General features: G+C 40.3%; 18 protein-coding genes. 11 read left to right on the forward strand and 7 right to left on the reverse strand.

The genetic code is table 11. From position 1 onward, the window contains the following. Window positions 1-6 precede the first annotated feature (6 nt). From map to I5M19_RS00635, 9 genes are all read left to right on the forward strand, one after another. Complete coding sequence (gene map / locus I5M19_RS00595; RefSeq protein ID WP_200063001.1) at window positions 7-798, forward strand: type I methionyl aminopeptidase; 792 nt, start codon at window positions 7-9, stop codon at window positions 796-798. 63 nt (window positions 799-861) lie between these two features. After that, window positions 862-1,080 (forward strand): translation initiation factor IF-1, encoded by a 219-nt coding sequence (gene infA / locus I5M19_RS00600; protein ID WP_022833270.1) that lies wholly within the window; start codon window positions 862-864, stop codon window positions 1,078-1,080. 7 nt (window positions 1,081-1,087) lie between these two features. After that, complete coding sequence (gene rpmJ, locus I5M19_RS00605) at window positions 1,088-1,204, forward strand: 50S ribosomal protein L36 (RefSeq protein ID WP_082855993.1); 117 nt, start codon at window positions 1,088-1,090, stop codon at window positions 1,202-1,204. A 74-nt stretch (window positions 1,205-1,278) separates the two neighbouring features. Next, window positions 1,279-1,656, forward strand: a complete 378-nt coding sequence (rpsM, locus tag I5M19_RS00610; RefSeq protein WP_200063003.1) for a 30S ribosomal protein S13 — start codon at window positions 1,279-1,281, stop codon at window positions 1,654-1,656. Between the two features lie 124 nt (window positions 1,657-1,780). Continuing rightward, on the forward strand, window positions 1,781-2,170 hold the full coding sequence (gene rpsK, locus I5M19_RS00615; RefSeq protein WP_200063006.1) for a 30S ribosomal protein S11: 390 nt from the start codon (window positions 1,781-1,783) through the stop codon (window positions 2,168-2,170). A 65-nt stretch (window positions 2,171-2,235) separates the two neighbouring features. Then, entirely contained in the window at window positions 2,236-2,844 is a 609-nt protein-coding gene (gene rpsD / locus I5M19_RS00620) for a 30S ribosomal protein S4 (protein WP_200063008.1), read from the forward strand. A gap of 95 nt (window positions 2,845-2,939) precedes the next feature. Next, window positions 2,940-3,932, forward strand: a complete 993-nt coding sequence (locus I5M19_RS00625) for a DNA-directed RNA polymerase subunit alpha (protein ID WP_200063010.1) — start codon at window positions 2,940-2,942, stop codon at window positions 3,930-3,932. Between the two features lie 134 nt (window positions 3,933-4,066). After that, a complete protein-coding gene (gene rplQ, locus I5M19_RS00630; RefSeq protein ID WP_200063012.1) occupies window positions 4,067-4,657 on the forward strand; it encodes a 50S ribosomal protein L17 in 591 nt (196 codons plus the stop codon). Window positions 4,658-4,787: 130 nt separating this feature from the next. Then, window positions 4,788-6,521 (forward strand): thiamine pyrophosphate-dependent enzyme, encoded by a 1,734-nt coding sequence (locus I5M19_RS00635; RefSeq protein ID WP_200063014.1) that lies wholly within the window; start codon window positions 4,788-4,790, stop codon window positions 6,519-6,521. A 51-nt stretch (window positions 6,522-6,572) separates the two neighbouring features. Here the strand turns inward: I5M19_RS00635 and trxA are convergent, their stop codons facing one another. The 4 genes from trxA to I5M19_RS00655 form a co-directional block, all read right to left on the reverse strand. Then, entirely contained in the window at window positions 6,573-6,869 is a 297-nt protein-coding gene (trxA, locus tag I5M19_RS00640; protein ID WP_200063016.1) for a thioredoxin, read from the reverse strand. Between the two features lie 59 nt (window positions 6,870-6,928). Next, window positions 6,929-7,813, reverse strand: a complete 885-nt coding sequence (locus I5M19_RS00645) for an alpha/beta hydrolase (RefSeq protein ID WP_200063017.1) — start codon at window positions 7,811-7,813, stop codon at window positions 6,929-6,931. Window positions 7,814-7,849: 36 nt separating this feature from the next. Next, complete coding sequence (locus I5M19_RS00650) at window positions 7,850-8,845, reverse strand: MBL fold metallo-hydrolase (protein WP_200063020.1); 996 nt, start codon at window positions 8,843-8,845, stop codon at window positions 7,850-7,852. Window positions 8,846-8,919: 74 nt separating this feature from the next. After that, on the reverse strand, window positions 8,920-9,750 hold the full coding sequence (locus I5M19_RS00655; protein WP_200063022.1) for an alpha/beta hydrolase family protein: 831 nt from the start codon (window positions 9,748-9,750) through the stop codon (window positions 8,920-8,922). Window positions 9,751-9,829: 79 nt separating this feature from the next. On the opposite strand from I5M19_RS00655, the gene I5M19_RS00660 reads away from it, so the two are divergent. After that, window positions 9,830-10,285: a hypothetical protein gene (locus tag I5M19_RS00660; protein WP_200063024.1), complete on the forward strand. Its 456-nt coding sequence runs from the start codon at window positions 9,830-9,832 to the stop codon at window positions 10,283-10,285. Here the strand turns inward: I5M19_RS00660 and I5M19_RS00665 are convergent, their stop codons facing one another. Together I5M19_RS00665 and I5M19_RS00670 are read right to left on the reverse strand one after the other, a co-directional pair. After that, the gene (locus I5M19_RS00665) at window positions 10,286-11,812 is read right to left on the reverse strand and encodes a carbon-nitrogen hydrolase family protein (RefSeq protein ID WP_200063026.1); all 1,527 of its coding nucleotides are present in this window, start codon (window positions 11,810-11,812) and stop codon (window positions 10,286-10,288) included. It lies immediately after the preceding gene. 72 nt (window positions 11,813-11,884) lie between these two features. After that, window positions 11,885-12,256, reverse strand: a complete 372-nt coding sequence (locus I5M19_RS00670) for a DoxX family protein (protein WP_200063028.1) — start codon at window positions 12,254-12,256, stop codon at window positions 11,885-11,887. Between the two features lie 167 nt (window positions 12,257-12,423). Here I5M19_RS00670 and hemA point away from each other — a divergent pair, with 167 nt between their 5' ends. Further along, complete coding sequence (gene hemA / locus I5M19_RS00675) at window positions 12,424-13,653, forward strand: glutamyl-tRNA reductase (RefSeq protein WP_200063029.1); 1,230 nt, start codon at window positions 12,424-12,426, stop codon at window positions 13,651-13,653. Between the two features lie 20 nt (window positions 13,654-13,673). Here hemA and I5M19_RS00680 read toward each other — a convergent pair whose 3' ends face one another. After that, entirely contained in the window at window positions 13,674-14,549 is an 876-nt protein-coding gene (locus I5M19_RS00680; RefSeq protein ID WP_200063030.1) for an alpha/beta fold hydrolase, read from the reverse strand. Between the last annotated feature and the right edge of the window lie 207 nt (window positions 14,550-14,756).

The following is a 14,756-nucleotide window of genomic DNA, read 5'->3' on the forward strand; positions in this document are numbered from 1 at the left end:
AAAAGCATGCCCAAAATCAATTATAAGTCTGTCGAAGAGATAGAACTGATAAGAGAAAGTTCTTTACTTGTTGCCAAAACACTGGGCGAAGTAGCTAAGGTTATAGGCCCCGGTGTTACAACCATAGCACTAAATAAACTTGCCGAAACTTACATCCGGGATAACGGGGGTGTTCCGGCATTTTTAAATTATGGTGGCTTTCCTTATTCTTTATGCATCTCCCTTAATGATCAGGTAGTACATGGCTTCCCCGGAAAATACGAATTGGCCGAAGGAGACATAGTATCAGTGGATTGCGGAGTTATCCTTAATAAATATGTTGGTGATTCGGCATACACATTCGCTATTGGCGAGGTTGACGAAACCACCAAAAAATTAATGCAGGTTACTAAAGAGTGCCTTTACCGGGGTATAGAAAAAGCTGTGGTAGGGATGCGCATAGGTGATATTGGTTATGCTGTACAGGAGCATGCCGAAAAGCATGGCTTTGGTGTAGTAAAGGAATTAGTAGGCCACGGTGTAGGCATAAGGTTGCATGAGAAACCGGAAGTACCTAACTACGGCAAACGGGGATCGGGTATTAAACTGGAAGAAGGAATGGTAATAGCCATTGAACCTATGATAAACGCAGGCCGCGCTGGTGTTAAATTTTGGGATGATGGCTGGACGGTATCAACCGTTGACAAAAAGCCGTCGGCACATTATGAACATACCGTAGCTGTAAAACGCGGACAAGCCGATATTTTATCTTCGTTTTTATACGTAGAAAAAGTTTTAGAAGAAAAAAATAATAATTAAAAAATTTTTATTAATTTTGCATCCCGGTTTTGGGGTGGATAATTAAGTAATAATCAATAAAATATGGCTAAACAATCGTCGATTGAGCAGGATGGTACAATTCGTGAAGCATTATCAAATGCGATGTTCAGGGTTGAACTGGAAAATGGTCATGAGATTATTGCGCATATATCCGGTAAAATGCGGATGCACTACATCAAGATATTGCCTGGTGACAGGGTGAAGTTGGAGATGAGTCCGTATGATTTAACAAAGGGAAGAATAACCTATAGATATAAATAAGAACGAGATGAAAGTTAGAGCATCCATTAAAAAACGAAGCGTTGATTGCAAGATCATTCGTCGCAACGGGAAACTTTATGTGATCAACAAAAAGAACCCGAAATTTAAACAACGCCAGGGCTAATTAAAAAGATATTGTGATGATGCGTACAACGGTAGCCGCCGTTCGGTCGTCGCTTAAAAACACAAACAAAAAATATGGCAAGGATATCAGGTATTGATTTACCAAAGAACAAAAGAGGCGAGATAGGTTTAACCTATATTTACGGCATAGGCCGCTCAACAGCTCAGGAAATATTAACCCAGGCTGGTATCGACTTTAATACTAAAGTTCAGGATTGGAGCGATGATCAGTTAACTACTATACGTACCATCATTAACGATCAGATAAAAGTTGAAGGTGCTTTACGTTCAGAGGTGCAGCTTAACATCAAACGCTTAATGGATATAGGTTGTTACAGGGGTACACGTCATCGTAAAGGTTTACCGTTACGTGGGCAGCGTACTAAAAACAACTCACGTACCCGTAAAGGAAAACGTAAAACAGTTGCTAACAAAAAGAAAGCTACTAAATAATAATTGATTGATGCTTGATAAGCATACTGTGCTTGTTAACTATCAGGAATATATAAAACAAATAACGGAGATACAGGTCCGGGTTATTCGCTAACCAAGAAATCTGTACACAATAATTAAAACAATGGCTAAAAGCAAAAAAGTTACCAAAAAACGTGTTGTAGTTGTTGAAGCTGTGGGCGAAGCTCACATCAATGCAACTTTTAACAACATCATCATTACCCTTACTAATAAAAACGGTCAGGCTATATCATGGTCATCTGCCGGTAAAATGGGTTTCAAAGGTTCTAAAAAGAACACTCCTTATGCCGCCGGACAAGCTGCTGCAGATTGCGGTAAAACAGCTTATGATTTGGGTTTGCGTAAGGTGGAGGTATTTGTTAAAGGTCCGGGTTCAGGCCGTGAGTCTGCTATACGTACTTTACAAACTACCGGTATAGAGGTAACTACTATAAAGGACATTACACCGCTTCCGCATAATGGTTGCCGTCCGTCAAAAAGAAGAAGAGTTTAATTAACATATATTTTAAAGCTAAGATTCGGCAGCTACAGGCTGTTTGATACTTTAAAACACACAAAATGGCAAGATACACAGGTCCAAAATCCAAAATTGCACGTAGGTTCCGCGAGCCGATCTTCGGTCCGGATAAAGCGTTAGAAAGAAAAAATTATCCGCCCGGAATGCACGGCGCTTCTAAAAGAAGAGGAAAGCAATCAGAGTACGCGGTACAGCTAATGGAGAAACAAAAAGTTAAATACACTTATGGTGTGTTAGAGCGTCAGTTCGAGAACTTGTTTCACACAGCATCAGCTAAAGAAGGTATCACCGGTGAAAACCTGTTGAAATTTTTAGAGGCACGTTTAGATAATGCCGTATACCGTTTAGGTATAGCACCTACACGTTCAGCTGCACGCCAGTTAGTTGGTCATAAACATATCACGGTTAACGGTAATGTAGTAAACATTGCATCATATGCTTTAAAAGCAGGCGATGTGATAGCTGTTCGTGAGAAATCAAAATCACTGGAAGCCATTACTAATTCAGTAGCAGGCCGCAAAGTTAATAAGTTTAGCTGGTTAGAGTGGGATGCCGATAATTTAAGCGGTAAATTCCTTAACTATCCTAACCGTGATGAGATACCTGAAAACATTAAGGAAAACCTTATTGTGGAGTTGTACTCAAAATAATAACGATACTTTACTGCGGAATGATTGGCATAGTATGTCAATCATTTTCGTGGTTTAAATCAATTCAAATTATAAACAATAAACAAAAGATATAAATGGCAATTTTAGCATTTCAAAAACCAGACAAGGTTATCATGCAGAAATCAAATGATTTTGATGGCACGTTTGAGTTTCGTCCGTTAGAACCAGGCTTCGGTGTAACCATTGGTAATGCTCTGCGTCGTATCTTACTTTCTTCATTAGAAGGTTATGCAATTACATCTGTACGTTTTTCGGGCGTTATGCATGAGTTTTCAACCATTAAAGGTGTGGTTGAGGATGTTACCGAGATCATTCTGAACTTAAAACAAGTTCGTTTTAAGAAAACAGGTGAATCCGGCGATAATGAGAAAATATTTGTGATCATCAATGGTCAGGATGCTTTTAAAGCGGGTGATATTACCAAATTCAGTAATAACTTTACTGTTTTAAATCCGGAATTGGTTATCTGTAATATGGATACTTCAGTAACACTTGAAGTAGAGCTTACAGTAGCTAAAGGCCGTGGTTACATATCAAACGAGGAAAATAAGAATCCTGATGCTAATGTAGGTGTTATAGCTATCGATTCTATATTTACGCCGATCAAAAACGTAAAATATACACTTGAAAACTATCGTGTTGAGCAAAAAACGGATTACGAGAAATTGATCCTTGATATCTCCACTGATGGTTCAATTCATCCTGAGGATGCTTTAAAGCAAGCTGCCAAAATTCTTATACAGCACTTTATGCTGTTCTCTGATGAGAACATGATGCTTGAGGCTCAGGCTAAAGAAGAAACCAAGGAAGTTGATGAGGAAATATTACATATGCGTAAGATCCTTAAAACAGAACTGGTAGATCTTGACCTTTCTGTACGTGCATTAAACTGTCTTAAAGCAGCAGATATCCGCAGCCTTGCTGATCTGGTATCTTATGATGTGGCAGATATGTTGAAATTCAGAAACTTTGGTAAAAAATCACTAACTGAAATTCAGGATCTGGTTAAATCAAAAGGATTATCTTTTGGTATGAACCTTTCTAAATTCAAATTAGACGAAGAATAATATAACAGATGGTAAACAGCAATTATAGCTGTTTGCCATTTTTCAATTTACATTAACAATAGGCGAGGGCATAATTCCGCGGGCTTGATTAGGACAGTCGCCCAACGGTATGCACGTGCAAAAATTAAAAAACAATGAGACACGGAAAAAAAGTAAACCATTTAGGCCGCACAGACAGCCATCGTAAAGCGATGATGTCTAACATGGCATCTTCGCTTATTCAACACAAGCGTATTACAACCACATTGGCAAAAGCAAAAGCATTACGCGTTTACGTTGAGCCTTTACTAACTAAATCAAAAAACGATACTACACACTCTCGCCGTACCGTATTCAGCTACTTGCAGGATAAAGATACTGTGAACATTTTGTTCCGTGAGGTTGCTGAAAAAATTGCTAATCGTCCGGGCGGTTATACCCGTATCGTTAAAATGGAAAACCGTTTAGGTGATAACGCTGAAATGGCCATGATAGAGTTAGTTGACTACAACACCGTTTACGGTAAAGACGTTGCTAAAGCTGAAAAGAAATCAACCCGTCGTCGTGGTGGTTCAAAAAGCAAAACCGCTAAAACCGAAACTACACCTGTAGCTGAGGAAACTGTAGCGGAAGCACCTGTTGAAACTGCATCTGTAGCTGAAGAAACACCTGCTGTAGAAGAAACTCCTGTAAAGGAAGCTCCTGCTGCTGATGATAAAGAAGAAAACGCTGAAAAAGGCGAATAATTAGCTTACCACTTATTAAAGGAACGGCCGCTATCATTTGATAGTGGCCGTTCTTGTTTTACACCTTTTGAGAATTTTAAAACTACCGGGCATATATAAGGTTTAATAGGTATTAAAAGATAGTAAACCTATGGCAAAAGTAGCAGACCAATTAGTTGAAATGCTGGTAAACGCAGGCATAAAAAGAATATACGCGGTAACAGGAGATAGTTTAAACGAGGTAAACGATGCCGTAAGGCGCGAAGGCACCATACAATGGGTGCACGTAAGGCACGAAGAAGCGGGTGCCTATGCTGCCGGAGCTGAGGCACAACTTAACGGACTTGCCTGTTGCGCAGGCAGCAGTGGGCCGGGCCACGTACATCTTATAAATGGTTTATACGATGCACACCGTTCCGGGGCACCTGTTATAGCAATTGCATCAACTGTGGCAAGTTTTGAGTTTGGTACAGAATATTTTCAGGAAACCAACACTATAAAATTATTTGATGATTGCAGCCATTATAACCAGTTAGCTACAACGCCAAAGCAGTTACCCCGAATGTTGCAAACGGCCATACAATCCGCCATACACCGCAAAGGTGTAGCTGTAGTTGGCTTACCCGGTGATCTGGCGAGTATGAAAGCTGAAGAAATAACCACAGCCACTCAAAACTTCAACCCTGTGGCGGTTGTCCGCCCGTCAGATGAGGATCTGCAACAACTGGCTGAGCTTATACATCAACATAAAAAAATAACATTTTTCTGTGGGATAGGTGCCGCAGATGCGCACCACGAGGTAGTTGAATTGGCTACGCGTTTAAATGCGCCGGTGGCTTATTCCTTCCGCGCAAAAATGGATATTCAACATAACAACCCTAACGAGGTAGGTATGACCGGACTTTTAGGATTACCATCGGCTTATCATAGCATGCATGAGTCTGATCTTTTAATACTCTTGGGAACCGATTTCCCTTACACGCCATTTATGCCGGTAGATTGTAAAATTGTACAGTTAGATATAAAACCTGAACGCTTAGGCAGGCGTGCCAAGGTTGACATGGGTTTGTGCGGTGATGTAAAGGATACTTTAAAAGCCTTGCTGCCAATTATTAAACAAAGCGAGGATGACAGTTTTTTAAAAGCACAACTGGATTTTTATGCGGATGTTAAGCAGAAAATGCAGATGTATGTAGATGATAGCGGGAACGAAGACAAAATACATCCCGAGTTTGTTGCCAAACAGCTTGACATACAGGCGGCGAACGATGCGATATTTACAGTAGATACGGGAATGTCATGTGTGTGGGGTGCACGATATATTAACGCTACAGGTGCGCGCAAAATGTTAGGATCGTTTAATCACGGTTCTATGGCTAATGCCATGCCACAGGCAATTGGTGCCGCGCTGGCTTGTCCGGGCAGGCAAGTAATAGCCCTTTGCGGCGATGGCGGGTTGTCTATGTTACTTGGTGATCTGGCTACAATTACCCAGTATAAATTGCCGGTTAAGATCATCATATTTAATAACCGGTCGTTAGGAATGGTAAAACTGGAGATGGAAGTAGCCGGTTTACCCGATTGGCAAACTGATATGTATGATCCTGATTTTGCTATGGTTGCCCAGGCTATGGGTATTAAGGGCACCACGGTTCACAAACCCGAGGATGTAGAGCAGGCTATAAGCGAATCGCTGGCTTATAACGGGCCGGCATTAGTAAATATTATGACCGACCCGAATGCGCTGGCCATGCCGCCAAAGGTAGAAATTAACCAGGTTACGGGTATGGCGGTATCGATGACCAAACTTATGCTTAACGGACGGATGGATGAGGTTTTAGATACGGTAAAAGCCAATTATAAACACCTGAAAGACCTGCTATAACTTATTTCACTAATATATTCAGGTGTGCACCGACCCCCAAAAAAGTTAAGCTTACAAATATTGCTGTATAATTTGTTGCAACTGTGCCGCCTGTACAACACCGCTTTGGCGCCATTTAGTTTCACCTTTTTGGAATACCATTAAAGTAGGTACACTTTGCACCCGGTAGGCATTGGCCGCCGAAGGGTTTTTATCAATGTCGATTTTAATAATAGTAACTTTATCGCCTAAAGCATCTTTAACTTGTTTAAGTATTGGCGGCATCATTTTACATGGGCCGCACCACTCTGCAGAAAAATCAACCAGTACCGGTTTTTCTAAGGCTATAATCTCTTGAAAGTTTGCCATAATATCAGTTTATATAAACAACTAATAACATCATCTTACGTTTTAAAAATAATGTAATATTAATGCATTACTTTTTTAAGATCCTTTGGGGGATGCAGGTAACCGCTGTCCTCCAGCCAATCCGCCAGGCGTTGAGGCCAGTTGTTTATTGATTTCAGCTTTCGGTTAGTCCCCATATTAAAAGCATGATCGCCACGGGCATACAGATGCATTTCTACCGGTACCTTAGCATCCCGGTAGCGTTGCAGTAAATTAATAATGGATACAGAACAACAGGCATCATCGTTTGCCGCTACAAGGAAGGCCGGCGGAGCATCTGTTGAAATACTTTCGGGAATATATGACGGGCCGGGATAAACCTGTATAATAAAATTTGGCTTGGCATTGGCACGGTTAATAGGGTCAGTTGCCTTCGGATTGCCTTTGGTATCTTTAAAAGCCACCATGTCTACCACTTCGCCACCTGCCGAAAAACCCATCATGCCTATGCGGTTGGTGTCTATCCCCCATTCGGTAGCGCGGCTGCGTACCAGTCGCATTGCACGGTATCCATCCTGCCGGGGATGTATATCAACATTATAAGGGGAGTTAGTATCGCGCCCCAAACGATATTTTAATATAAAAACGGTAACACCTAAACTATTCAAAAATTTTGCAGGATCAACGCCTTCATGTTCATAAACCAGCAGCCTGTGGCCTCCACCGGGGCATACTACCACTGCAGCGCCGGTAGCTTTATCCGCCGGGGCAGCATATACTGTTAAGGAAGGATTGTTGATGTTTTTTACCCAGTAGTCCGCAGCCTGTTCGGGTTGGTTGCGCAACTGCTCAAAACCCGGAGCGCCATTAGTCCATAAAGGTATTACCTGCTGCGCATTTGCCGCAATGGTGCATAACAGCAACATGGCCATAATTTTGCAGCCTGATTTCAAAAAAGTTCTCATGCCTGTCTATATTTAGGTTACGCCCGGGCATATCAGCTAACTCAGAAAAGGTTTCCACCACACTGAATTAAACGTTCCGTTTACTTCGGTTGGTTTGCCGGGCTCAGGTAAAAATAAGCTTATATTTTTTACTTCGGCAAATTGCAGTAATCTTTCTATCGGTTCATACCAGGCATGTGGTGCCAGGTTAAAAGTACCCCAGTGTATGGGCATCATTATTTTGCCCTTAAGGGCGATATGAGCATTGCTTGCATTATCTGGCCCCATGTGTATATCTGGCCAATACTTACCATACGCACCTATCTCCAGCATAGTAAGATCGAAAGGGCCGAATGTGTCACCGATTTCTTTAAAGCCCGGAAACCAGCCTGAGTCGGCACCGAAGAAGATATTGTGCTCCGTGCCTTTTATTACGAATGATGACCAAAGAGTTTCGTTACGGTTGATGATGCCCCGGCCGGAGAAATGCCTCGCAGGAGTAGCAGTAATACTGCAGCTACCTATCATAACGCTATCGCCCCAATCTACTTCGTTAATGTAATTTTTAACGATACCCCATTTTTCAAGATATTGTGCAACTCCTTTTGAACAGATGAATGGTACCTGTTTATCTGTAAAAAATTTGATGGTGTTCTTATCCAGATGGTCGTAGTGATCATGAGAACAGATGATAACATCTAAATCCGGAAGATCTGTTAAAGCGAGGGGCGCCTCAAAAAAACGTTTCGGCCCGAAAAAGGAAGAAAAGGAAACACGTTCGCTCCATACCGGGTCTGTTAGTATGCGGATGCCATCAATTTCTATCAACAAACTGGAGTGCCCAACCCACGTAATACGTAACCCTGTTTTTGGTGGCGTGTTATAAATGGCAGCATCGGTATTAAAAGGGCCTAATTGTTTTTTAGGGACATTTTCTGCCTCATTATTTATATATTCTTTTAGGATGGGGATCATTTTGCCAAACCCGGCCTCGTCCGTGGGTATGGTGTTTAAATACTTTCTCCCCTTTTTTCGTGATCTGCTTATACTCATGCCGGTTATTATACAATTATTAGTTGTATAACGCAATAACGATAAAAGATTGGGTACGGATGGGAAAAGAAAATTTATTTTTTCAGGAAGGCTATGGTATCGTCACAAAACTTTAAAAGCGTGGCGGGCAATGTGTTTTCCATATACGGATGCGACCCACCAAAGGTATGATCGCCACCGGGCAACATTACAAATTGCGCCGCTGGCTGCGCAGCTTTTAATTCCAGCGCATGGCTTAATGGTACAGTAGGATCGGCATCGCCGTGCATTAACAGCCAGGGTTGTATTGTTTGAGCAGCTTTTGCCTGTATGTTTAAACGGATGGGATGATTGCTCAGATCATCAAGAAGTGACGCTTTTAACGGCATTTGTTGCCCTGTGCGTTTGTTGGGGATGTACATAACACCCTGCAGCCGCCATTGCTCCTCCGCCTGTTTAGGCCACAGGTTATGAAAATCTGAGATGGAAGCCATGGTAACCAATTTTTTAATTCGGCTATCTTCAGCAGTTTTTATTATACTGATACCTCCGCCCATACTGTGCCCTATCAGGTACACATCATCGGCAGCAGCTATGCCTGAACCACCACAGGCAAAGTCAATAACAGAGGTAAGGTCATCCAATTCTATAGAAAAGGTGTTGTCACTAAAAGCGATGAGATCTGCAAAATCAACCGGACTATCAGCGGTTGTACCATTATGCGAAAAGTTGAATTTTAAAAAGCGGAAACCATTTTCAGCAAAATAGTTTGCCACTAAATTGTGGGTACCCCAATCTTTAAAGCCTTTAAAACCATGAGCGAAAATTACCAGGGGCGCCCTACGCATATTATCATCGTAAGTAATATCGGCTGCCATGCCCCTGCCTTTAGCTCCGGGAATAGTGTAATGGTCTTTAGTAATCATCGTGGGCGAAGATTTTATATGATGAAGTGGATAAAGTCGGTTTTTAAATTTAATATCTATATTTAATAATAGAACGACTATGCGAACATTAATAACAATTATAATTTTATTAAATAGTTTTTTTGTTTTAGGACAAAAAAGAAAGAATGTTTTGCTTCCGCCACCAGTTCTATCTATGCATTATCCTGAATATATGGATTTTTGCGAAGTTCTAAACCATAAAGATACTTTAGTTTATACAAGAATGATATATAGAGGACAAGATGAATACTGGGGTTTAAGTACTCCGGATAGCTTTTGTACTAATAAAATTTATGCATATTTAAATATCCCTGATAGCGTTAAGATGAATAAGAAGTTTTTAAATTACTTTAAAACAGTTCATGAAAATTATTGGAATACATATCTGATAATTGATGCCATAGGAGTATTTAAAAATGATAAAAAGCCGGGCTACGGGCATTTAGGTAATAATAAATCTCAATTTATAGTCAACTCTTTTGTGAATATTCAGAAGATAATTATAAAGCCTTAATTATACCTTCTTTCCATTAAAGGTAAAACCATACAGGTCAGTTCTCCTGTCTTTTAAATTTTGCACACTGCCGTATTCGTGCAGTTCACCTAAAACAGACAGGTCAACATCAGCTATTACAATCATTTCTGTATTTGGGGTGGCTTCGGATTGTATGCCGTTTGTAGGAAAACCAAAATCGGAAGGGGTAAATACAGCCGACTGCGCATAGGATATATCCATGTTGTTAACGTTTGGCAAATTACCCACGCATCCGGCTATAGCTACGTAACATTCATTTTCGATGGCGCGTGCCTGTGCACAGAATTTAACACGGTTGTAACCGTTTTGGGTATCGGTGAGAAAAGGCACAAACAATATTTGCATATCCTGACTGGCCAGTATGCGCGACAGTTCCGGGAACTCCACATCGTAGCATATCAGGATACCTATTTTACCAGCGTCTGTTTCAAAAACCTGCAAATCATTACCGCCGCGCATTCCCCATGAGCTGATCTCCGATGGAGTAGGATGGATCTTAACCGTTTCCTCCATACTGCCGTTACGCCTGAACAGGAAGGAAACATTATAAAGCGACTCGTCCTCTATTTTAGGCATGCTGCCCGCAATGATATTTACATTGTAAGACACTGCCAGCTTAGAAAATTCCTCTACAATGGGTTGTGTGTATTTGGCCAGTTCGCGCATGGCCTGGGCAGCATCCATGTGGTTATATTCGGCCATCAGCGGAGTGTTGAATAACTCGGGGAATAATATAAAATCCGACTGGTAATCACTCACCGCATCAATAAAATATTCCGCGTGTTTCATCAGTTCGCTGATGTTATTATATGGACGCATCTGCCATTGTACCAGTCCGATACGTACCACCGTTTTTCGGTTAATAACCTTGCTCACTTCTTCAAAATATACGTTGTTCCACTCGATGAGCGTAGCAAAACCTTTTGAGCTTACGTCTTCGGGCAGATAGTTGCGCAATATTTTACGTACGTGAAAATCATTGGATAATTGAAAGGAGAGTATAGGGTCATATATCTCTTTATACTTTACTTTATCAATATATTGGCGTGGGGTAAGCTCGTTCTGATGTTTTTTATAATTAGGGATACGCCCTCCTGCAATAATACTTTTCAGATTGAGCTTTTCGCAAAGCGCCTTACGGCCCTCATATAAACGGCGCGCAAGGCGTAAACCCCGGAAATCGGGATGAACGAATATCTCAATTCCGTATAAAACGTCACCTTTATCGGTATGGGTTTTAAAGCTGCTATCGCCGGTTATTTGTTTATAGGTATGGTTGTCGCCAAACTTGTCATAATCTACTATGATAGACAATGCACACCCTACTACTACATTATTAACCGTTACACATATTTGGCCTTCGGGAAATAGTTTTAAAAGTCTTTTAATAGAATTGGCGTCCCAGTAGTCGCCCTCCATATCAATATAAGCCGATTTCATCGACTTTTTAAGCTCCTGATAATCTTCTACCTCCAGTTGGCGTAGTTCAATACTTTGCAGATCCATGTTCGTTTAACTTAAATTATAGGTAATTGTTTGTAGTTTAAGGGGTATGCGCATGTGGGTAATGTATTCCGTCTATTCTCGGTGCCACCAGGCCCATAGCATTAATACCGGTTGCAGCAATAATCGCCCCCAGGCCAAAAGCGGTGTAACTAATAAGCTGCCCAATTTAAGCGGGGCATCAGCTATCATGGTAATATGGATGGGTGAAAAAGCAGCAAGCATTAAAATAATGCCATATGCAGCAAGTTTTCTTGTACGGAAAAAAGCAAGGCCAGTTGCAAATAATATTTCAAATAAGCCGGCTAAAATGTTCAATAATACCGGAAAAGGCAGATAAGGCGGCATAATACGATAGTATGATTGCGGATTGATAAAATGATTGATACCGGCAATGATATAGCCTGCAATTAAAATTATCAGACTAACTTTTTTTAATATTTTCATTTTTAGTGAATTTTACTTGTGTAAAAACAAGCTTTTAATAAAATCAGACGCACTTTTTTGCTAAATTCATTTAATTTATAAACATTCTAAATACTTCTGTTTGACATATCCTTGACATTGCGTGCTAAGTGGTTGGTTACTTTTGTAGGGTCAAAATAAAAACTACTTTGAAGTATCTAAAGGTAATAGCTTTTACGCATAAACAGATTGAGCTGAAGGAATTGGGGAGATTGGTGATTTGCCAGGAAGATCTGACTGATAAACTTCGGGAAGTTAAATCACGTTTTGGCATCAACGAGATATTTTATCTGGCCACCTGCAACCGTGTAGAGTTTATCATGTCTACCCAACACCAGGTTGATAAAGAATTCGCCAAGCAATTTATTGACGCATTACAAATAGGACTTTGCTCACACTCTATGAGTGCCTTTTTAAATGCGGCCTCAATTTATGAGGATCAGGACGCCATGAACCACTTATTGCGCACCTCATGCTCTTTAGAGAGTTTAATAGTGGGCGAAAAGGAAATACTGGCTCAATTGCGAAAAGCTTATGAAAGCGGCCGCGAAGCCGGTTTAACCGGAGATTGTCTTCGTTTAATTATGAATTGCGTGGTAAAAACCGCAAAGGAAGTTTATACGCATACTAATATTTCAAAAAAGCCGATATCGGTAGTATCATTAGCTTACCGTAAACTAAAAGATCTTAAACTGTGCTCAAATGCACGTATACTAATCATCGGTGCAGGTGAAACCAATCGTAATATATCTAAATATCTTCAAAAGCATAAGTTCTCTAATTTTTCGGTATTTAACCGTACTTTATCCAAAGCACAACAATTAGCCGCCGACCTTAATGGAGAAGCTTTTACTCTGGACGACCTGAAAACGTACAATAAGGGTTTTGATGCTATTATTACCTGTACATCTGCAGTAGAGCCCATAATAACAACGGAGATATATGCGTCATTATTAAACGGGGATACCGGACGTAAAACCATAGTTGATCTGGCTATACCAAATGATACCGCGCCTGAAGTACTGGAACAGTTTGAAGTGAATTTTATAGAGGTGCACTCTTTAAACGAAGTGGCTAAAAAGAACTTGCAGGAACGTTACCAGGAACTTACCCACGCCGAAGCCATCATTTCACAAAATATTGATGAGTTTTTGGTGATGCTAAAACAGCGTAGTATTGAACTGGCAATGCGCCAGGTACCTGAAAAAATAAAAGAGATACGCCATAAAGCGGTTAATACCGTGTTCGCAAACGAGGTGCAGAGCATGGATAAAGAATCGCGCGAGATATTGGAAAAAGTGATGAACTACATGGAGAAAAAATATATCAGCGTACCCATGATCATGGCTAAAGATATTTTGATCAATAATAAACACTAAGTTGCGCCCTGCTTAGCAGTTTATATTCTTTTAATAATCCCTTCCAGTAATTTATTGAATTCATTGGGTTTCTCCACCATAGGAAAATGCCCCGTAGCGTGAATATAGGTAAGATCGTAAGGCAGGTGCTTTGTTTTTAAACCGGATACATCCGTAGGGTCATAATCACTGTTAAGCATGTAAAGTTTCTTTCCGTAGGTTATCAATTTATCAGCTTCGTTAAATTTATCCCATACCATCGCTTTAACAGCCACAATTGTATCTGCATGTTTAACATCATTTATTATTCGTTGGCGTACGGCGGCACTGGTTGTTTTATAAAAGAGCTGATCGTTAAAATAAGGTATCGCTACCGATTTAAAATCCTTTTTCATTGCAGCCATAGCTTCGGCATATTCTTTTTCTGCCTGCTTTTCGTTAGTCATTTGTACGCCTACCGATTTAAAGTTATCAATTCCAACTATTCCTATCACCTTTGCAGCGTTAGTAACTGCAGCTTGTAATATTATATCACCCGACATAGAATGCCCGATTAACACCACATTATTTAGATGTAACTGATTAATAATTGCATTAACATCAGTAGCATAAATGGTAGTATTAAAATCGCGACGATTTTTCCCGGATTTTCCGAAACCGGGCAGATCAATAGTAACCACACGGTAGTTTTTGTTAAAACAGTCTACCTGATTGTCCCAATATGTTTTATTGATGCACCACCCGTGTACAAAAAGGAGTGTTGTGTCGCCTTTCCCGGTATCGGTATAATCTATATGTACTCCGTTGTTTTCAACCGGAATGTTGTTTACGGTCTTGGTTGCTGAGTTTGCACGATCGTTGTTACAGGCAGTTATTCCCATAAATATCGCCAATAAAAAAAAGAGAGGGGTTTTCATCGTAAATGTTGGAATAATATTAAAAATACAACTTAGTAATAGATTATAATACAATTTCACATACTTTAACATAATCGTATTAGTAATAGTCGCCCTTATTGTCGCTAAATTCCTTATTTTTCAATAATTAGTCAGCCTACTTTCATATCCTTATTTAATACTATATTACTGTTCATAAAAAATTAAATTTGTAAAAAAAATAATTTA

This window comes from Mucilaginibacter segetis, assembly GCF_016522075.1.
GTDB lineage: Bacteria > Bacteroidota > Bacteroidia > Sphingobacteriales > Sphingobacteriaceae > Mucilaginibacter > Mucilaginibacter segetis.